The 18682-nt window shown below is 57.7% G+C and carries 17 protein-coding genes; 12 read left to right on the plus strand and 5 right to left on the minus strand.

The genetic code is table 11. The features are described from left to right. Window positions 1-165 precede the first annotated feature (165 nt). Window positions 166-564, plus strand: coding sequence for a hypothetical protein (locus EKD05_RS01700; RefSeq protein WP_129670585.1), 399 nt, complete (start codon window positions 166-168; stop codon window positions 562-564). After that, window positions 561-1637 (plus strand): glycosyltransferase, encoded by a 1077-nt coding sequence (locus tag EKD05_RS01705; protein WP_129670586.1) that lies wholly within the window; start codon window positions 561-563, stop codon window positions 1635-1637. Before EKD05_RS01700 ends, EKD05_RS01705 begins: the two co-directional genes overlap by 4 nt. Before the next feature lie 88 nt (window positions 1638-1725). On the opposite strand, the gene EKD05_RS01710 is transcribed toward EKD05_RS01705, so the two are convergent. Next, the gene (locus EKD05_RS01710) at window positions 1726-2865 is read right to left on the minus strand and encodes an aminotransferase class V-fold PLP-dependent enzyme (RefSeq protein WP_129670587.1); all 1140 of its coding nucleotides are present in this window, start codon (window positions 2863-2865) and stop codon (window positions 1726-1728) included. Window positions 2866-2880: 15 nt separating this feature from the next. Beyond that, on the minus strand, window positions 2881-3732 hold the full coding sequence (locus tag EKD05_RS01715) for an alpha/beta fold hydrolase (RefSeq protein WP_129670588.1): 852 nt from the start codon (window positions 3730-3732) through the stop codon (window positions 2881-2883). 225 nt (window positions 3733-3957) lie between these two features. On the opposite strand from EKD05_RS01715, the gene EKD05_RS01720 reads away from it, so the two are divergent. From EKD05_RS01720 to glnA, 4 genes are all read left to right on the plus strand, one after another. Further along, window positions 3958-5025: a hypothetical protein gene (locus tag EKD05_RS01720; RefSeq protein WP_129670589.1), complete on the plus strand. Its 1068-nt coding sequence runs from the start codon at window positions 3958-3960 to the stop codon at window positions 5023-5025. Between the two features lie 14 nt (window positions 5026-5039). Beyond that, window positions 5040-6518, plus strand: coding sequence for a hypothetical protein (locus tag EKD05_RS01725; RefSeq protein ID WP_129670590.1), 1479 nt, complete (start codon window positions 5040-5042; stop codon window positions 6516-6518). Beyond that, the gene (locus tag EKD05_RS01730) at window positions 6499-6936 is read left to right on the plus strand and encodes a hypothetical protein (protein WP_129670591.1); all 438 of its coding nucleotides are present in this window, start codon (window positions 6499-6501) and stop codon (window positions 6934-6936) included. Before EKD05_RS01725 ends, EKD05_RS01730 begins: the two co-directional genes overlap by 20 nt. A 515-nt stretch (window positions 6937-7451) precedes the next feature. Then, window positions 7452-8873 carry a type I glutamate--ammonia ligase gene (gene glnA, locus EKD05_RS01735; RefSeq protein ID WP_129670592.1) on the plus strand — a complete coding sequence of 474 codons (1422 nt, stop codon included), beginning with the start codon at window positions 7452-7454 and terminating at the stop codon, window positions 8871-8873. A gap of 108 nt (window positions 8874-8981) precedes the next feature. Here the strand turns inward: glnA and EKD05_RS01740 are convergent, their stop codons facing one another. Continuing rightward, a complete protein-coding gene (locus tag EKD05_RS01740; RefSeq protein WP_129670593.1) occupies window positions 8982-9260 on the minus strand; it encodes a hypothetical protein in 279 nt (92 codons plus the stop codon). Window positions 9261-9447: 187 nt separating this feature from the next. Beyond that, entirely contained in the window at window positions 9448-10767 is a 1320-nt protein-coding gene (locus EKD05_RS01745; protein WP_129670594.1) for an ammonium transporter, read from the minus strand. A 441-nt stretch (window positions 10768-11208) separates the two neighbouring features. Here EKD05_RS01745 and EKD05_RS01750 point away from each other — a divergent pair, with 441 nt between their 5' ends. From EKD05_RS01750 to EKD05_RS01775, 6 genes are all read left to right on the plus strand, one after another. Continuing rightward, on the plus strand, window positions 11209-11769 hold the full coding sequence (locus EKD05_RS01750) for a hypothetical protein (RefSeq protein ID WP_129670595.1): 561 nt from the start codon (window positions 11209-11211) through the stop codon (window positions 11767-11769). Between the two features lie 148 nt (window positions 11770-11917). After that, window positions 11918-13174 carry a glycosyltransferase gene (locus EKD05_RS01755; RefSeq protein ID WP_129670596.1) on the plus strand — a complete coding sequence of 419 codons (1257 nt, stop codon included), beginning with the start codon at window positions 11918-11920 and terminating at the stop codon, window positions 13172-13174. Continuing rightward, window positions 13171-15582, plus strand: a complete 2412-nt coding sequence (locus EKD05_RS01760; RefSeq protein ID WP_129670597.1) for a 1-deoxy-D-xylulose-5-phosphate synthase N-terminal domain-containing protein — start codon at window positions 13171-13173, stop codon at window positions 15580-15582. Before EKD05_RS01755 ends, EKD05_RS01760 begins: the two co-directional genes overlap by 4 nt. 102 nt (window positions 15583-15684) lie before the next feature. Then, a complete protein-coding gene (locus EKD05_RS01765; RefSeq protein ID WP_129670598.1) occupies window positions 15685-16398 on the plus strand; it encodes a sensor histidine kinase in 714 nt (237 codons plus the stop codon). Beyond that, on the plus strand, window positions 16373-17002 hold the full coding sequence (locus tag EKD05_RS01770) for a response regulator transcription factor (protein WP_129670599.1): 630 nt from the start codon (window positions 16373-16375) through the stop codon (window positions 17000-17002). The genes EKD05_RS01765 and EKD05_RS01770 overlap by 26 nt, the downstream gene beginning before the upstream one ends. Next, entirely contained in the window at window positions 16999-17259 is a 261-nt protein-coding gene (locus EKD05_RS01775) for a hypothetical protein (RefSeq protein ID WP_129670600.1), read from the plus strand. The genes EKD05_RS01770 and EKD05_RS01775 overlap by 4 nt, the downstream gene beginning before the upstream one ends. A gap of 56 nt (window positions 17260-17315) precedes the next feature. Here EKD05_RS01775 and EKD05_RS01780 read toward each other — a convergent pair whose 3' ends face one another. After that, window positions 17316-18671: an MFS transporter gene (locus EKD05_RS01780; protein WP_129670601.1), complete on the minus strand. Its 1356-nt coding sequence runs from the start codon at window positions 18669-18671 to the stop codon at window positions 17316-17318. Window positions 18672-18682 lie beyond the last annotated feature (11 nt).

Raw genomic sequence — 18682 nt, forward strand, 5'->3', positions numbered from 1 at the left:
TATTGATGAAACGAGGATAGCGTAAGTATACCACATTGCACTTTCATTGGCTCTTTGCTAGACGCCTCAGCAGCTTTACAAGGCTGCAAGGACTGTTATAGTATAGCAGGTACGACGTTAAGGCGTTAAGGCCACACTCTTCATAACCAGGGCCGAGGAGATGTTGTGACGAAGAAGTTTGACCCCCAACCTCTGTTTGTTGTCCCTGATACCCAGAACGAACCCCTGCTCGTCGCTGTTGAACGTGCTTTGCACGCTGATCACCCTGCGCTCGCGTCCTTGCCAACGCTGACTGAGCTCGCGCTGCGCGATCCGTTTCTTGCCCGTGAACTGGTGGCCCTGCGCGAGCAGTGCGAGCTTCGCCCGCCTCCCGCGCACGGTTTTGTTGCTCGCCTCCGCACGCGTCTGGCCTGGTGGTTGCTTGGCCCCGAGTTGGCCCAGACGAGTGCGTTCCATGCTTCGCTGGTGCGCGTTGTTGATAGCCTGACGGCCCATCTGGATGAAGAACGGGCCGCTCGGGCGCGCCTCGAGGCGCGTGTACAAGCATTGGAGCGTGAGGCGTGACCGAATTTGTCTGGCATTCGTCGTTTACGTCACTCACCGGCTATAGTGGCTCGTCCCGGGCGCTTGTCCTTGCGCTGCGCGACCAGGGGCGTGCTGTGCGCCCGCTCTATCTCTTCGACTCAGATGACCGTGAGGCCACCCTCTTTGGGGTCGGCGATCCGCAGATCGCTGCGTTGCAAGCGTTGCCCCTGCGCCTCGATGTGCCCCAGGTGGTCTATGGTCGCGGCGATCTCTTTGCCAAGAATAGTGGTCGTTATCGCCTTGGTTTTACGATGCTTGAGGTTGATCGGTTGCCGTCAACCTGGGTAGCCCAGGCCAATCTGATGGACGAGGTCTGGACGCCGACGGCGTGGGGGGCGGCGATGTTCCGTGCGAGTGGCGTGACGCGCCCGGTACATGTAGTGCCGCTCGGCGTCGATCTGGCGACGTTTCGCCCCGCGCCTGCGCGTGAACGTCTTGCTGAGCGTACAATCTTTCTTTCCGTCTTCGAGTGGGGCCGGCGCAAGGGGTGGGATTTGCTCTTGTCGGCCTATCGGGCGGCCTTTCGCCCTGATGATCCGGTGCTTTTGCTGCTGAAACTTGACTGCCGCACGCCTGCGACCAATCCCCTCCGTGAGTTACACGCTGCCTTGCCCGCGCCCGCACCGCCTGTAGGCATCCTCTACAACCGTGCGCTGACTGCGCCGCAACTGGCTGAACTCTATCAGAGTGTCGATTGCTTTGTGCTGCCGAGTCGCGGCGAGGGCTGGTGTATGCCCGCCCTTGAAGCAATGGCGTGCGGTGTGCCTGCGATCGTCACGGACTGGAGCGGGCCAACCGCTTTTCTCACGGAAGCCTGTGGCTATCCGCTCGCCGTGCGTCGCATGGTGCCCGCCGATCTGCACGAGCCACTCTACCGTGGCGCGCAGTGGGCCGAGCCTGACCATGACCACCTAGTGGCCCTCCTGCGCCACGTCCATCTGCATCGCGACGAAGCCCGCGCCCGTGGTCAGGCCGCCGTGCTTGAGGCGCAACGCTGGAGTTGGGCGGCAGCCGCAGACGTGATCACGCAGCGCCTTGCTGCGCTTACGTGACTGAGATGACCAATCCTATCGCTCCAACCCGAAGGCCAGCTTTTGCTGGCCTTCGGGTTGGAGCGATAGGAATTGAACGTGCTGCTCGTTACACAGCATCCCCCAGCACCTCGCCCACCTTCAGTACCTCTTCGGTCGTATTGTAGAAGTGGGGCGCAAAGCGCAGCCCACCGCGTACCGTTGCAATCACCCCGGCTTCATCAAGGCGCTTGCTGGCTGCATCGGGGTCGGGCAGGTTGTTAATGACTACAATGCCACTGCGATGCGCTGGCGACGGATCGGCAGCAAACGTATACCCGCGCTCACTCAGGTCATTGATCAGCGTATCCACATGCGTCAGCACCTGGCGCTGAATCCGCTCGATGCCAACCTCTTGCAGCAACATCACCGACTCGCGCAGGGCCACCGCCCCATAAATATTCGGTGTGCCAAGCGTAAAGCGATCAGCGCTTGCCGGGAAAGTGAGGTTGTAATCGAGGTAATTCATCGCGTCAACGACACTCGACGCCCCCACATACGCCCCTGGCTCAAGCTCATCAAGCAGTTCTTGACGGACATAGAGAAAGCCCGCCCCTGGTGCCGAGAGCATCCACTTTTGCGAGCCAGCCGCCAGGAAATCAATGTTGCACGCTTGCACATCCATTGGGAACGCCCCCAGCGTCTGGATGCCATCAACCACAAAATAGATCCCACGCTCTTTGCAGAGCTTGCCGACGGCCTCGATATCATTGCGAAAGCCGGTGGCAAACATTGCGGTGCTGAGGGCGATCACGCGGGTATGGCGATCAATGCGGGCGGCGAGCATGTCGAGATCGAGGCCACCCTTGTGTTGCGGCACTACCTTGGTCAGAACGCCCTTGTAGGCCAGTTGTTGCCAGGGGTAGACATTGGCGGGATAGTCACCTTCGAGAATCAAGACATTATCGCCGCGCCGCAACGGCAGGCTGACTGCCGCTGTATTAAGGCCCATCGCCGTATTGGGCATCAACACCACTTCGGAGGCCTCGCGGGCATTGATCAGCGTCGCCAGGCGTTGGCGCAGATCGCCCATCAGTTGAAAAACCTGCCCCAGAAAACGCATCGGTGGCTCGGTTGAAGCAAGTTGATTGTGGGCGGCAACGGCCTGCACAATGCGTGTATTGAGCGGCGAGACAGCCGCATGGCTCAAAAAGGCGTACTTCTCAGTAATCGGAAATTCAGCCCGGTAACGGACGAGATCTTCGCTCATGCCATCCTCTACTGCTCAATCAAGAAACTCACGCAACACCCGATGATAGACCTTCGGCCGCTCGATCATTGGCAAATGCCCACACCGCTCGATCCAGACCAGACGGCTATCAGCAATCAGGCGTGCCACTTCAGGGGTTCCTGATGGTGGCATAATCGTATCCTGGCGCGCCCCGATCACCAGGGTCGCATTGCGTACCGACGCCATTGCTGGATGGATGGCGTGATCGCCGGCACTCGACGCCGTTTCGAGCGCGGTACGCTGATCCATCTTCATAAAGTCAATGAAACTCTCGTAGAGGATCTGATCATCACTGGGCGTTCGATAAAAAAAGCGTGACGCAACCGTACGATAAAAAGGACGCACTCGCCCCATCCACGGTCGTCGTAGCGCCATCCAGAGCGCCAGAATATGATGTACTTGCTCGACAATGCGCCGCTCGCCTTCACTGCGAAACGTACTTACGCAGGTAAGCACGAGCCGTCGCACGCGGTGCGGATATCGCACCGCTAAATGGACGGCTACACTGGCACAGAACGAGTGCCCATTAAGGTCAAACTGTTCCAGCCCCATCCTGTCGGCAAACGCAATCACTATCTCAGCCAGATTCTCGGCGGTAGCAGTACCCTTCAGTGGTGGCGACTCACCGAACCCGGGCAAATCAGGGGCGATCACCACACGATCGTTGCCCAGATCAGCCATCGTCGGGCGCCAGTAGCGTGATGAGCCACCCCACCCGTGCAAGAGCAAAAGGGGTGGGTGAACCGCTGGCTCACCAATCGTTTCACGGTAAAAGACAGGCCCATCCCAGATTTGAATCGGCCCACGGAGTGGATACTCATCAACGGGCAGGACGTTTGCCTGCATAATGCCTCCGCGAACTAAACCGAGCACATAATGCGTGCTATTATACACCACGCTTGACAATCATCAGCGCAATGCGCTATACTTCCCCCGAAAGCGGCGCGTAAAATTGCGCAGTCTGATGCCGCAAATGTGCCTGAGCAATCTTGTTCATCGTGCTGTTCAGCGTCTCTCCTCCCCGGTGTTTGTACAGCATGCACCAGTTTGCACAACCACGAGGTTTGTCCTATGGCTCAAGGCTCTGCCTGGCCTCCTGAACCTGATCTCCCGCCATCTTCAGCCCAGGAAAGTTCGTTTGATGACGAACAGCGCTTCAGTGAGTGGATTCAGAAGCGGTTGGCGATCTATCAAACACTTGAGCAGCAAATTCAAACGAGTATCCAGCAGACGGTGGAGTTTGGTGGTGAGTTTACCCGCCAGCTTGAGCAGGAGACCGAGCGCTTCATTGCGCGCTACCGGCGTCAGCGTCAGGAGCAGATCCAGATGCGCGATGCTCTGCGCCAGGAACTTGCCGATCTCCGTATGGCTCTCGCTGAGGAACGCCGCCAGCACGAGCAGGCTCTGAGCCAGGCTCGTCATCAGGCCGACCAAGAACGCGCCCAGACACGCCAACAGGTGGCCGCCGAGGTTGCCCAGCAACGCGCTTCCGCTAAAGCCGATTGCGAACGCATGATCCGCGAGGCCCAGGTCGAGCGTGAGCAAATCCTTGCTGAAACGCAGCAGATGTCAGCCCAGTTGATGGATCTCCAGCGCTCGCTCAGCAATATGCTCAAGCCAATGTCTTCGGTCGGGTTGCCCCCGGCATCTACCTCTGAAGCAAAAAAAAAGACCGAGTTAGCTGAACGCTCGTATGCGCGTGTCAGTGAGGCACCGTCGACTGTTACTCCCCCTCCTGTTCGGGCGAACTGGCCTGAGCCATCGGTGCGTCCGTTTGCGCCCGATGCTCCTCTGTTCCAGCCAGATCCTGAACCTCAGCAGATCGTCGAAGCGACATCGTCCGGTGAGTCTGCGGTGGTGGTTGAACCCGCGCCATCTGCCGAACCTGCGTCGCCCACGGCTCCCCCTGAACAAACCGAATATATGGTGCATTTCAAAAATGTGCAGAGCTTTATCATTGCCTCGGATCTGCTTGATCGCATCGGTAACCTCAATGGGATTGAAAGCACGCGTCTGGTAGAGTACGAGCATCAGCAGCTCTCGGTTGCGGTGAGCTACCAAGGTGCTATTCCTCTTGAGCGTATGCTCAAAGAACGCCTGTCCGAAGTCACCGTAGTGGTTGACGTAGTTGGTCAGTAGCCTTCGCAACGCTGATGACACGTCACCCTCAGCCATCAGACGCCTTTCTTATTGATGTTGCCAGTGATGGTCAAGCATTTCTTGTTGATACCCTGACCGGTGTTGGCTATCAGGTGACCTTGCTCAGCCACGATCAGGTGCCGTTCCATCCTCTGGTGGAAATGGCTGCACTGGTTGTCGTTGGCAGTGCCGGTGGCGACACGAATGTCCTCATCAGCTATCGCCATTTTCATCATCATCCCCCGCTGATCATTGTTGATCCCGCTCAGGTGCGCCTGGCTGTCGGCTTCGAGCCCCTTCCTCCCGGGCCGCATCCCCTTGCTACTTTGCCTGCATTGCTCCGTCAACATCGGGGCCTCCCTGAGCCTGTGCCTTTCGCCGGGGTTGGTGGCGATGATCCTCACTTTGATGCGCTGCTGAGGACGCAAGAGCCCCCCATGCCCGCCGAGGTAGCTGAGGCAACGGCCGAAGCGCCTCCTTCGCATGCCCAGGCAGGAGAAGAGTCCGTAGCGCCGCCTATGCCCGCCGAGGTGGCTGAGGAAGCGGCTGAAGCGCCTCCTTCGCATGCCCAGGCAGGAGAAGAGTCTGTAGCGCCGCCTATGCCCGCCGAGGTGGCTGATGTCGATGACGGGGAGTCTCTCGTTGGCCCGGGCAGTGAAGCCCCGCCTATGGCCGAAGAAGACCAGCGAGCTTCCTGGGATGATCAGCCGCGCACGTCTCCGTTCCGTAGTCCACTCGAAGAGGCTCTTGGGGCATATGGCAAGCCCGCTACTTCTTCGCCCGTAACACCTGATGAGGGGGCTGAGGAAGAACGTTCTGGCCCGGTTCTATGGGTCTGGTTGCTCTTTTTGCTTGGTGTGGTGATGTTGGTCGTCTTTGTGGTGGGCAACCTCATTGCGCGTCAAGACCCGCTTGCTGGGCAAACACCGGTGCCGACCGCTGTTCCAACGCTGCCGACCAGCATGGCCGAGGCTACTGCCCCTCCTTTGCCACCTGAGCCATCGATGACCGTCAATCCTCCGACCCGCGTTGTGCCACCGACGCCGACCTCGGTGTCTGCTATGGCGCAGATCGAGATCGAGATTGTTGCCGTTACGCCTTCACAACCGCAGGTTGGTGAAAACGTCAATATTCTCGTTCAGGTGCGCAATGTTGGTACCATGCCCATCAACCAACCCTTCTGGGTTGATCTCTATGTTGATCCTGATTTACCACCGGCGCTGGCCGTTGCCTGGCCCGAGATTGCCGAGTATGGCTCAACCTGGCGGGTTGATCGCTTGGCACCGGGCGAAGTCCGTGATCTTAATACCCTCAATGCCGACCCCGAACGCTCGAACTTTCTTGCGTTCTCCATCGCCCAGGAGTACGAGATCTATGCACTGGCCGATACATTTGACGAGTTGTCAACTGACCCATCTTTTGATCAAGGTGATCTGTTGCCCCTAGCAATGATCACGGTGAACGTGGTAGAGAATGTCTCAACACAGCCGTAGTCTCTTCCTCCCCCTTCTGCTGATCCTCCTGGTATTGATGATCGCCTCGGGAGGATATGCTGATGGAACAGGGGTGGTGCAGGCACATGTCAGTCCGCCTCGTGAGGCATATGGCGCAATGGTTAGCCTCCGCCCGACGCTTGATCCGACCCGAATGCCACTCACCACGCAGCCAGTTGAGACGATTCGCGCCGAATTGACGGCTACCGCACTGGCTCCTTCGCCGACCCCCACCGCAATGCGCCCAACCGTCACACGCACGCCTAGTGCCATTGCCACGGTCACCCCGACCAGTCCCCACGTTCCCCACGTAGGAGCCTCCCGTTCCTCTGCAGGATCGCTCGCTTTGCTCTGGATCGGGTTGTTCTTCTGTGTCGTAGGGCTTGTCTTCAAGTGGCTCAGCTCACAGCGTTCGTAGCACGAGGCTCGCGTTGTTCAGCAGGCTGATGAACCCAGTCGGCAGGATCCGCTGGCCATCTGGCTTGATCGCGTTCGTAGCCCGCGACCAAGCCAGATGGGCATTTGTTTCTTTTATACAATCAGGCCGTGCTGAGATTGGATCTTCTCACTCTGGCACGAGGGCCAAGTGTCGCTTATGATGGAGTGTAATGTGCATGGGCAAATCGCTTGTCCAGACCCGCGCAAGGAGAGATCGACATCGTGGTGCGCCAGGTACGCGTGATACTTGTCGACATTGCAATGGCGCAGACAGTCGCAATCAACGGTTCAGCCCTTTCTGTATCTCGGAAGATATACAGAGTCCCCGGGGTTGACGTTTTCTCGTCTCTTCTCCCGTCCATCGCCCATCAGGGCTTTTCGTCAGTGCATTCGCGCCGTGTCGCGCCCCAGTATTGTCGCGCCGCCGCGTTGCGCAGGTTGGATCGCGTCCGCAGGACCCTGTCCGTTCTGTAGCTACACAAGGAGATTGGCTGTATGAGTATGACCGCTAAGGACGTTCTCAAACTGATTAAAGACCATGACATCAAGATTGTCGACACCCGTTTTACCGATCTTTTCGGTGCATGGCAGCACTATTCACTGCCTGCCTCGCGGTTGACCGAAGATATGATGGAAGAGGGTCTGGGGTTTGACGGTTCATCAATTAAGGGTTTTCAGGTGATCAACGAGAGCGATATGCTCATGGTGCCTGATCCCAGTTCGGCCTTTGTTGATACGACGCTCGGGGTGCCGACGCTGGTGCTGATCTGTGACATTATTGATCCTATTGTCCGCGAACCGTATTCACGTGACCCGCGCAATGTTGCCAAGAAGGCGGAAGCTTATCTCAAGAGCACTGGCCTTGCTGATACGGCCTACTTTGGCCCTGAGGCTGAGTTTTTCCTCTTTAGCGATGTGCGCTTTAGCCAGGCGGCTAATCACGGCTACTACTTCGTGGATAGCCCCGAGGCGGTGTGGAATACCGGTGCCGAGGTTCCTGGTGGCAACAAGGGCTATCGCATTCGCCACAAAGAGGGTTATTTCCCCGTGCCGCCCACCGATACCCTCCAGGATCTTCGTTCCAAGATGATCTTGAAGATGATGGAGTTTGGGATCGATATCGAACTGCACCACCACGAAGTGGCAACAGCCGGGCAGTGCGAAATTGATATGCGCTTTGATACGCTGGTCAAGATGGCTGACCAGTTGCAGAAGTACAAGTATGTGGTGCGTCAGATCGCACGTGAGCATGGCTATAGCGCGACCTTTATGCCCAAGCCCCTCTTTGGCGACAATGGCTCGGGCATGCACTGTCACCAGAGTCTCTGGAAAGATGGCGAGCCGCTCTTCTTTGATGAGACGCAGTATGCGCTGCTCTCGAAGATGGCGCAGTATTACACTGGTGGCATTCTCAAGCACGCCCCGGCCCTGCTGGCGATCTGTGCACCTTCAACCAACAGCTATCGGCGTCTGGTTCCGGGCTTTGAGGCCCCCATCAACCTGGTCTACTCAGTGCGCAACCGTTCGGCGGCCATTCGTGTCCCGACCTATTCGTCGTCGCCCAAGTCACGCCGCATCGAGTTCCGTGCCCCCGATGCGATGTGCAACCCCTACCTGGCCTTTGCTGCGATGATGATGGCTGGCTTGGATGGGATTATGAACAAGATTGAGCCGCCGCCGCCGCTTGATGTTGATATTTACGAACTGTCGCCCGAAGAGAAGGCCGATATCCGCGGTACGCCTGGTTCGCTGAGCGAAGCGCTGGATGCCCTTGAGGCTGACTACGAGTTCTTGCTGCAGGGCGGTGTCTTTACGCCTGACCTGCTCGAGGCGTATATTGATGCCAAGCGCCGTGAGGCTGTCTCCATTGCGCTGCGTCCGCATCCTTATGAGTTCTCGATGTACTACGACGCATAGGCCTCGGTTACAGACGAACACGAAAAAGGCCAGCATTGCTGGCCTTTTTCGTGTTCGTCTGTAACCGAGATTTATCTTATTTTACCCGACCAATGAATGGTTCGCGCTTCAAGAGCGGGTGTGTGTCCGACGCGATATGCCAACGACCATAATCACGCCAAGGGCAAGCGTCGTGATGCATACATACAGCACGGCGGTATAGGTGTTGAGCAGACCTTGCAACACCAGCGCCCCAAACGCAGGGATCATCCAGATCGTCCAACTAAAGACACTCATGACTCGACGGTCGGTAACGGTCAAACGTGAAGCATTCTCAAGCATTAACGTGGTGGCTGCCCAGCCGATCAACCCGATCAAGAGACTTTGCAGGTCAGATAGCATTTCCATGGTTGAACCTCCGCTGCATCGTTGCAGTTTCTTTCCTGGTTCAATCATAGCAGACGAATTGGATCATTTCAACAAATACAAGCCCCATGAAGTGTACAAAATGCACAACTTAAGTCAACCCAAACAACGCGTGAGGCGGCAGGCTTGAGCCTGCCGCCTCACGCGTTGTTTGGGTTGTGACGAAAAGTTACTTGGCCGGGGCGCGGCTGACGCCACCGGAAGGAGGTGCCGGTGGGGCCATGCCCGGGGTTGGGGTTGGGAGGAAGTCAGGATAGGCAACCATACCGTGCTCGCCAAGGTCGAGGCCGAGTTCCTCTTCCTCTTTGCTAACACGCAGACCGATGGTGGCCTTGAGTGCATAGAACAGCGCACCCGAGAGTACGACTGTCCAGACGGCAACCGCTACCACACCAATCGCCTGAGCGATCAGCAGGGCCACGCCGCCACCGTAGAAGAGGCCAAGCGTGCCTGTGTTGCCCTCGATGGCGGCAAAGAGACCAAGGGCCAGGGTGCCCCAGACACCATTGACCAGGTGAGCAGGCACAGCGCCGACTGGATCGTCAATCTTCAACGACTCAAGCCAGGAGGTCGAGAAGACCAGGAGCGGCCCGGCGACCAGGCCGATAATTATGGCACCCACCGGCGTTACAAAGGCACACGCCGCAGTAATTGCCACCAGACCACCGACGACACTGTTGAGGGTCAGGCCAGCATCGGGCTTGCCCGTGCGGATCCAGGTGAGAATAACAGTGGCCATAGCAGCAGCAGCGGCTGCCAGGGTTGTATTGACGGCAACCAGTGCGACTGCATTGGCATCAGCCTGCGACGAGAGCGCCAGTTGGCTCCCAGGATTGAAGCCGAACCAGCCGAGCCAGAGAATGAAAACACCAAGACCGACCAGCGAGACGTTGTGCCCAGGAATTGGCTGCGATTTGCCATCTTTGGAGAAGCGACCAATGCGTGCGCCGAGCACAATGGCCCCCATCAAGGCAGCCCAACCGCCGACGCTGTGGACGACCGTGCTACCAGCGAAATCGGTAAAGCCAATCGCGGTCAGCCAACCTGCGCCACTCCAGACCCAGTGAACCACCACCGGATAGATGAGCACTGCCATTAGGGCACTGACAATCAGGTATGACGAGAATTTCGTGCGCTCGGCCATAGCTCCCGAGACAATTGTGGCTGCGGTACCGGCAAAGACGACCTGAAAGAGCCAACTTGCCAGGATTGGGACGCCGCCAGCCTCAGCTGCATCATAACCGAGGAAGAACTGATCAACACCGATAAAACCACCTGCTGAGGCACCGTAGGCAAAGCCCCACCCGATCATCCAGAAGGTGAGCGCTCCGATGCAGAAGTCCATCAAATTTTTCATCAAAATGTTGACGGCATTTTTTGAGCGCGTCGCCCCGGCTTCCAGCAAGGCAAACCCGGCCTGCATGAAGAAGACAAGGAACGCTGCCAACAACAACCACATCGTATCAAGTGCAACTACCATCTCTTCCATTCTGAACACTCCTTAACAACATATGCAGCTTGTGACCAGTTCGGATGCGTGAAACTTATGACACATACGAGAGAAATCCATCCGGTCGACTTCGGAAGTACGCTACTCAGCGATAGTTGTGTCTCGTTAGAGCAGCTCACCCCCGGCGCTGCGACGTTGCAGAGCGGGTAGCGAACGCAGTACTCACCCCCCTTAAGCATCTTGGCACACATGGCCTGAAATATCTGTCTTCTTTGGTTGCTAGATAATAACTATGTTAACAGAATGCTCTGTTGTATCAAGAGTCAAGGCATCCAAAATCATTCGAACGAAAGCTGGATCTTTTGTACAAGTCATTCATGGTGGCTGCACACAACCGTATCCAGACGCGGTACAATAGAGGCAATGGTGGCGAGCTATGTCTGCTTGCCGGCAAGCCCGTATGGGCAAGGAGCACGTGCCATGGCTATGGTGATGGCAACCTTTACTGACCAGGCGCAAGCCCAACTGGCGGCGTCCCGTTTGCGAGAGGCTGGCCTTGGTGAGGTGACGGTCGGGATGAGTGACGATGACGCTGGTGCGTACCTTGGTCTTGGCGAGACGGTTGAATGGTTTCGTATCAAGGCCATTCTGGTCTCGACCCTGGGTGGGATGGTGACCATTGGTGCGCTCGGTGGTCTGCTCGGGTTGATTTATGGGGTCTTTCCCGAGAACCGGAATATGGGTATGCTGGCGAACTTTCCGACGACCCTTGCCGTTGCGCTGACCTGGCTTGGGGTTGCTCTGGTCATTGGCATTGTCCTCGGTTTTCTGGCTGGCATTCCTGTTGCGTATCTGCTGGGCAGTGCGGCTGAGCAGGCCGCTGCGCGCGGTGAAATCCAACGCCGCCCACTTGTGTCGGCCAGTGCGCCTACCTCTGAGGCCGTTGATACGGCGTTTGCTGTGATCAAGACCTGCAGTCCTTTTGAGATCGCTCGCGTCGAGCCTCCGACCGGGCTGCGACGGATGACGGTACGAGCGTAGGCCCCCAGAGGGTGGTCTGTCTTAAGTTGGTCAAAAACGCCAGTTTCGCTGGCGTTTTTGATCAACTTGAATCTCGCCTGTTTGGGCAATCACGCTAGCTATGGTATGATCATGCTGGTTCCGGCTGACCCCAGACAGAAGGGTAGCGATGAAGATTTTACTGCTTGCCCCGTATCCTCCTTTCCCACCGCGTAGTGGTGGTGCTTTGCGGGTCTTTCATTTGGCCCGCGGCCTTGCGATGCATCATGATCTGACCTTGCTGACTTTTGCCCCCAATGCGGACGCGGCTGCTGCACTGGCACCGTTGCGCGAACGTTATAGTGTGGTGACTGTGCATGGCCCTCCCCCGCGTTCGATGCTGCGCCGTGCCGTGACTACGCTGGCGGCACCGTTGCCCGATATGGCCCTACGGAATCGTAGCCAGCCGTATGCAGAGGCGTTGAGCCGGTTGCTGGCGGCGGAACATTATGATGTGGTGCAGGCCGAGAGTATCGAGATGGCCCATTATGCGCTGATGGCACGCGATTTGACGCAGCGAATCGTGCTTGATCAGTTCAATGCTGAATATCTGTTGCAACGCCGCGCTGCGCTTGCCGATCTGAAGGGCGGTCTCGCGCTTCCACCTGGCAGACTCGTTGCCGGGATCTATTCGTTGGTGCAGTGGCGTAAGTTGTCGCGCTATGAACGACGTTTGCTGCGGGCGTTTGACCATATTCTGGTCGTCTCGGAGCAGGATCGTGCTGCGCTGCAACGCCTGGTGGCTGCGGCTGCGTCGAAACTGGCGGTTGTGCCCAATGGCGTTGATACGGCGCGCATTCGTCCTGGGGCAGTACGGGGCGATCTCGGTGCCTCGACCATGGTTTTTGTGGGTGCGCTTGACTATCGCCCAAATCTTGATGCCCTGCGCTGGTTTACCGCTGAAGTTCTGCCTCTGCTGCGGCAGAAACGCCGCGGGGTGCGCCTCCTGGTTGTTGGCCGCGCCCCGGGGCGTGTTGTGCAGACCTTGGCAAGCGATGAGGTTGAATTAATTGGTGAGGTGCCTAGTGTTGCCCCTTATATTGATGGAGCTGCGGTCTTTGTTGTCCCGATGCGCATTGGCGGCGGCTCGCGTCTCAAGTTGCTCGAGGCGCTCGCGATGGAGGCACCGGTGGTGGCAACGTCTATGGCGGTCGAGGGGATTGCGGGGGTGCGAAATGGCAAGCATTTGTTGATTGCCGATCGCCCTGAGGCGTTTGCTGATGCGGTGTTTCGCCTGATGCAAGACCCTGAACTGGGACGGACGCTCGGGGCCGCCGGGCGGTCCCATGTGGTCGATCACTATGATTGGGACGCAAGCATTGCTTCGCTCAATCAATTGTATCAGCAGGTGAGTGAACCAGTAGCCAACGAACGGAAACGACGATGACAACTTCCAGGCAGCGCCGCCCGGCAGATGCGTTGCCAGTGGACACGCCACTGGCTCCGGTTATATCCGCAGATGAGCTTGCGGCCCTTGAACGGGTGCAGCAACGGCTTCTCTGGTTGTCTACGCTCATTGTCCATCATGCCAATTATGTACGCCCAAATCATGATGGCACCAAGGTTGGTGGTCATCAGGCTTCCTCGGCTTCGATGATTTCGATCTTGACGGCACTCTATTTTCACTATTTGCGTCCTGGTGACCGCGTGGCTGTCAAGCCCCATGCCTCACCGGTCTTTCATGCGATCCAGTATCTGCTTGGTCAGTTGCCCGAAGACTATCTGCCGACGCTGCGCTCCTTCGGTGGGTTGCAGGCCTATCCATCGCGGACGAAAGATCCTGATCACGTCGATTTTTCAACGGGTTCGGTTGGGCTTGGTGCGGTCGCGCCTGCATTTGCGGCCCTCGCTGGGCGTTATGCGACCGCCCATTTTGGTGCGCCTGATACCCGTCGTTTTGTGGCCCTTGTCGGTGATGCTGAACTTGATGAGGGCAATGTCTGGGAGGCGATTCTTGATCCGGCCCTCGCTGGTCTTGAGCATCTGCTCTGGATCGTTGATCTCAATCGTCAGAGCCTTGATCGGGTCGTGCCTGGGATTCGGGCGGCTCATCTCAAGCGTCTTTTTGCCGAGAGTGGCTGGCGTGTGCTCGAGGCGAAGTATGGTCGTCGTTTGCAGGCGCTCTTTGCCCGTGAGGGTGGTGCGGCGCTGCGGCAACGCATTGATGAGATGCGCAATGAGGAGTATCAGGCGCTGATTCGGTTGCCGGGGGCGGAACTTCGCCCGCGTTTGCTTGGCGATGATCCGGCGCTGGCGGCGTTACTGGCGGATGTTCCTGATGCTGAATTACCCCAGATCCTGGCGAACCTGGGCGGTCACGATCTCGAAGAATTGTTGGCAACGCTGGCCCAGGCTGATGAAGCGCCGCGTCGCCCGACGATCATTTTTGCCTATACGATCAAGGGGTGGGGCTTGCCGATTGCCGGGCATCCGCTGAACCACTCGCAGTTGCTGACAACTGATCAGATCGAGACGCTCCGTGACCATCTTGGCATCAAGTCTGAGGCGCTCTGGGCCAGTTTTGAGCCTGCGAGCCCCGAAGGACAGCTGTGTACTGCCGTTGCGCAGCGTCTGTATGGGCCACACGAGGCGTCTTTGGGGGCGCGTGAGCGTCTCGCCGCAGTTGCGGCAACAATTCCTGATGATCTTGAGGTGCTGGCGACCGGGCAGACAAGTACGCAGGAGAGTTTTGGGCGTGCGTTGATGCGTCTGAGCGAGGTGCCAGGGCTGCGTGAACGCATTGTGACCACCTCGCCGGATGTCTCGGTGTCAACGAATCTTTCGGGTTGGATCAATAAGACCGGGGTCTATGCGCCCACCGAAGAACCCGATTTCGAGAGCGCCGAGGTCTATCGGTTGCTCCGCTGGCAACGCGGGCCTTCGGGTCAGCATATTGAACTGGGCATCTCTGAGATGAACCTGTTTATGCTGCTGGGCATGTTTGGGTTGAGTCACGAGTTGCTTGATGAACTGTTGCTTCCGATTGGCACCGTCTATGACCCATTTGTGTGTCGGGGGCTTGATGCCTTGATTTACGGGCTCTATGCGGGGGCAAAGTTTGTCGTGGCCGGCACGCCTTCGGGCATTACGCTGGCCCCGGAGGGTGGTGCGCACCAGTCAACCGTCACGCCCTCACTCGGCATCGAGTTGCCCAATTTGCACAGTTTTGAGCCTTGCTTTGCGGTCGAGTTGGTCTGGACGCTGCTAGAGGGGCTCACGCAGTGTTGTGATCGCGAGAAGGGTCGGGCGACCTATTTGCGTCTTTCGACGCGGCCGCTTGATCAGGGATTGCTTGAACCAGCGCTGCAACGGCTTGGGCGGGCCGCGTTGCGGCGTCAAGTGCTGGCCGGCGGTTATCGGTTGATTGACCGCCGTGATCATGCCGATCACCCCGCATCCCCGGTCTTGCAATTGGCGGCAGCCGGCGCGGTGATGCCCGAAGTGGTGGCTGCTGCTGACTACCTGCGTCGCGAGGGCGTTGCGGTCAATGTGCTCAACCTGACGAGTCCGCGGCGGCTCTATGAAGCCTGGCGTGCTGGTGATGACCTGACCTGGTTGATTCCGCCCGATGAAGCGACGGCACCTTTTGTGACCGTGCATGATGCTTCGTCACACGCACTGGCCTGGCTCGGCAGCATCTATGGTGCACCGGTGCTTGCGCTGGGCGTGGATGCCTTTGGTCAGTCGGGGACACGTGATGAACTCTATCGCGCTTTTGGGCTTGATGTCGAAAGCATTATCAAGGCGGGGTTTGCGGCCGTTGATCGTATGCTGGTGCCCACAGCAGGGTGGTAGCCATTTCTCAACACCCTGTAGAGCGCATGAAACCATTTTCTTGATCGTGGCTGTGACTGCCGGGTGTATACTACATAACATCCAGTGAAAGGCAGTGCGGCCATGAGCATTGATCACTATCCTAATCGCATCCAGGAACCATCGGGGCGTTTTCTTGAAATTGCCGAGCGTGAGGTAGGCCGGATCATTCTTGATATTCATGATGGCCCGGTGCAAAATATTTTTGCCGCGCTTTCGCAACTCTATGTTGTGCAACGCCGGATGGTGCAAAGCCCTGATCAAGCCCCGGATGAGCTCGAACGGATCAGGCGCAGTGTGACCCTCCTTGAACATGCCCTCAATGAGATCCGTACCTTTATGGGTGCGTTTCGTCCGCCTGAATTTGAACGCCGTGACCTGGTTGCCATCCTTGAAGGGCTGGTGATCCAGCACGAGGAATTGACGGGTAATCCAGTCTGCCTGGAGCTTGAGGGTGAACTTCCTGCGGTACCTTTGCCCGTGAAGATCAGTTTCTACCGTATCTTGCAAGAGGCACTCTCGAATGCGGTGCGCCATGGCGAAGCCGACCATCATACGGTGGGCCTACACTGTGAGGGTCACAATGTGATCATGGAAGTACGCGACAATGGCTGTGGCTTTGATGCTTCGTCGGTGTTGCAGCAGGCGCTTACTGGTCATTTTGGGCTACAAGGGATGCGTGAACGGGTGGGTCTGCTCGGGGGTACCTTTATGATCGAGAGTAGCCCTGGTCTTGGGACGTGTGTGCGGGTTATCGTGCCATGTGGTGACAATGATCAAAGTCTTTCTTGCGGATGACCATGCGCTTGTCCTTGAAGGTCTGCGTTCGCTGATCGAGGGTGAAGGCGACATGGAGGTTGTGGGGACGGCCAGTGATGGCGATCAGGTGCTCGAACGAGTTCGTGCGCTTGCGCCCGATGTGGTGGTGCTCGATCTTCAGATGCCGACCGTTGGTGGGATTGCGTGCCTGCAGAGTATTCGGGCGGCGAATGTGCCTGCGAAGGTGTTAATTCTCTCGGCCTTCTATGACGGCGATACGATGCAATCGGCGCTTGAGGCCGAAGCCGATGGCTTTGCGCTCAAAACCGAGGCTCCACAACAGACCCTGGCCTGTATTCGTCAGGTCTACCAGGGCCAGCTTGTCTTTCCGCAGGCAGCCAAGCGTTGGTTACGGCAACACCGCCAGCGCCCCAGCCCGGCCTCTGATCTCTCTGATCGCGAAGCCGAGGTCTTGACCCTGGTGGCGCAGGGGCTGACGAATACGCAGATCGCCCAGCGCCTGCAGGTCAGCGATAATACGGTCAAATTCCATCTGCAGAATATCTACCAGAAGCTGGGTGTGAGCAACCGCACCGAAGCAGCCGGTATTTTCTTCAAGTTGCGTCAGGAAGGTCGGCGGTGAGTGCGTATGTGCTCTTCTTTGGTGCTGCCGTGTTGCTCATCGGGCTGATTGGCCTCGTCTGGTATGCCTGGTTCACGTTTGTGCGCCGGAGTCCTGCTGAGCAAGAGCATGAGCGGGCGCTGGCGTCGCTCAACGATGCCCAGGCCAACCGGTTCAGTGATGAGCAACTGACGCAGGTTCCCGACACCGATACCGCCTGGCAGACAATGGTGCAACGAGGGAATGCACCACCACGTCGCACCAAACGACGTCGTTGAACTGATTCTTCGTGCCCCCCAAACCCGCGCAGCGGGTTTGGGGGGCACGAAAGAGTTTACACTAGGGCTGGTGCCTCATTGCCCACTTCTTCGATCGCACGGCGGACATTGACAAAGAAGAGCAGGACAATGCCGGCAATGAAGAAGACGATCAGCGAGATGAGGGCAATGCGGTAACTGCCCGTCATTTGAAAGGCGAGCCCAAACAAGAGCGGCGCAAGCCAACTCGTGCCCCGTTCGCTGATCTCGTAGATGCTGAAATACTCGGCTTCCTGCCCCTTCGGGATCATGAGCGAAAAGAGCGAACGACTGAGCGCCTGACTGCCCCCGAGAACGACGGCAATCGCTGCGGCAAGCAAGAAAAATTGGGCGGGCACCCCGGCGGGCATCACATAGCTATAGGTGACCACAACAGTCCAGATCACAAGACTGAGCATAATCGCCCTCTTGCTGCCGATGCGCTGCGCTAACCGGCCAAAGGCGAGCGCACCAAAAAAGGCGACAAACTGCACCATCAGGATCGCCTGAATGATCACGCCCTGGGGCATCCCGAGTTCTTCGGCTCCAAAGAGGGCGGCCAGCGCAATGACGGCCTGAATGCCATCGTTATAGAGCAGGTAGCCCAGCAAAAAGAGCAGAGTCTGGCGATAGTGCTGCATCTGGCTAAACGTATGAGCCAGTTGCTTGAAGCCAATCGTCACGTAGCGCTCGCCGGGGGGCAGGCGCTTGATGGTGCCACGGGTACGCAGGCGGATCAGCGGCATAATCGTGAAGATAGCCCACCAGAGACCGGCAGAGGTGATACAGATGCGGACGGCTGTGCCTTCGTCGAGCCCCAGAGCCTCGGCATTGGTAAAAAGGATCAGATTCAGGAACAAGAGCACGCCGCCACCAAGGTAGCCCATGGCCCAACCCCTTGACGAGGCCCGGTCGCGGTTATCGGGGCTGGCAATTTCGGGCAAGAAGGCATTGTAGAAGACAATGGAAGCGCCAAAAGCGAGATTGGCGATCAAAAAGAGCGAGCCGCCAAGGATATAGCGTTCGCCCTGAAGAAAAAACATGCCCATGGTGGCAAAGGCCCCGATATAGGCAAAGATACCGAGCAAGAGCTTTTTGGCACGCGAGTAGTCAGCAATGGCCCCGAGGATGGGCAGGAAGAAGACCTGGAGCAGCACTGAGAGCGAGACGATATAGGCGAAATAGGAACCTGCGGCGACTGGAATACCGAGCGGATAGATCATCCCATCAGCATCGGCTGCGGCACGGGCAATCGAAGTCAGATAGGGGCCAAGAAAGACGGTCACAACCGTGGTTGAAAAGGTCGAGTTGGCCCAGTCATAAAAATACCAGCCAACCAGTTCGCGTCGATCATCGATGGGATACTCTGTTGTGGCCGCTTGCTCGGCACTCATAGAGACTCTTT

This window comes from Candidatus Chloroploca sp. Khr17, from assembly GCF_004138165.1.
Classification (GTDB): Bacteria; Chloroflexota; Chloroflexia; order Chloroflexales; family Chloroflexaceae; genus Chloroploca.

Excerpts from the sequence above, each read along its gene's own strand:
- EKD05_RS01710 (WP_129670587.1), bottom strand. The coding sequence starts at position 2,865 with ATGAGCGAAGATCTCGTCCGTTACCGGGCTGAATTTCCGATTACTGAG.
- EKD05_RS01715 (WP_129670588.1), bottom strand. The coding sequence starts at position 3,732 with ATGCAGGCAAACGTCCTGCCCGTTGATGAGTATCCACTCCGTGGGCCG.
- EKD05_RS01720 (WP_129670589.1), top strand. The coding sequence starts at position 3,958 with ATGGCTCAAGGCTCTGCCTGGCCTCCTGAACCTGATCTCCCGCCATCT.
- EKD05_RS01725 (WP_129670590.1), top strand. The coding sequence starts at position 5,040 with ATGACACGTCACCCTCAGCCATCAGACGCCTTTCTTATTGATGTTGCC.
- EKD05_RS01730 (WP_129670591.1), top strand. The coding sequence starts at position 6,499 with ATGTCTCAACACAGCCGTAGTCTCTTCCTCCCCCTTCTGCTGATCCTC.
- glnA (WP_129670592.1), top strand. The coding sequence starts at position 7,452 with ATGAGTATGACCGCTAAGGACGTTCTCAAACTGATTAAAGACCATGAC.
- EKD05_RS01740 (WP_129670593.1), bottom strand. The coding sequence starts at position 9,260 with ATGGAAATGCTATCTGACCTGCAAAGTCTCTTGATCGGGTTGATCGGC.
- EKD05_RS01745 (WP_129670594.1), bottom strand. The coding sequence starts at position 10,767 with ATGGAAGAGATGGTAGTTGCACTTGATACGATGTGGTTGTTGTTGGCA.
- EKD05_RS01750 (WP_129670595.1), top strand. The coding sequence starts at position 11,209 with ATGGCTATGGTGATGGCAACCTTTACTGACCAGGCGCAAGCCCAACTG.
- EKD05_RS01755 (WP_129670596.1), top strand. The coding sequence starts at position 11,918 with ATGAAGATTTTACTGCTTGCCCCGTATCCTCCTTTCCCACCGCGTAGT.
- EKD05_RS01760 (WP_129670597.1), top strand. The coding sequence starts at position 13,171 with ATGACAACTTCCAGGCAGCGCCGCCCGGCAGATGCGTTGCCAGTGGAC.
- EKD05_RS01765 (WP_129670598.1), top strand. The coding sequence starts at position 15,685 with ATGAGCATTGATCACTATCCTAATCGCATCCAGGAACCATCGGGGCGT.
- EKD05_RS01770 (WP_129670599.1), top strand. The coding sequence starts at position 16,373 with ATGATCAAAGTCTTTCTTGCGGATGACCATGCGCTTGTCCTTGAAGGT.
- EKD05_RS01780 (WP_129670601.1), bottom strand. The coding sequence starts at position 18,671 with ATGAGTGCCGAGCAAGCGGCCACAACAGAGTATCCCATCGATGATCGA.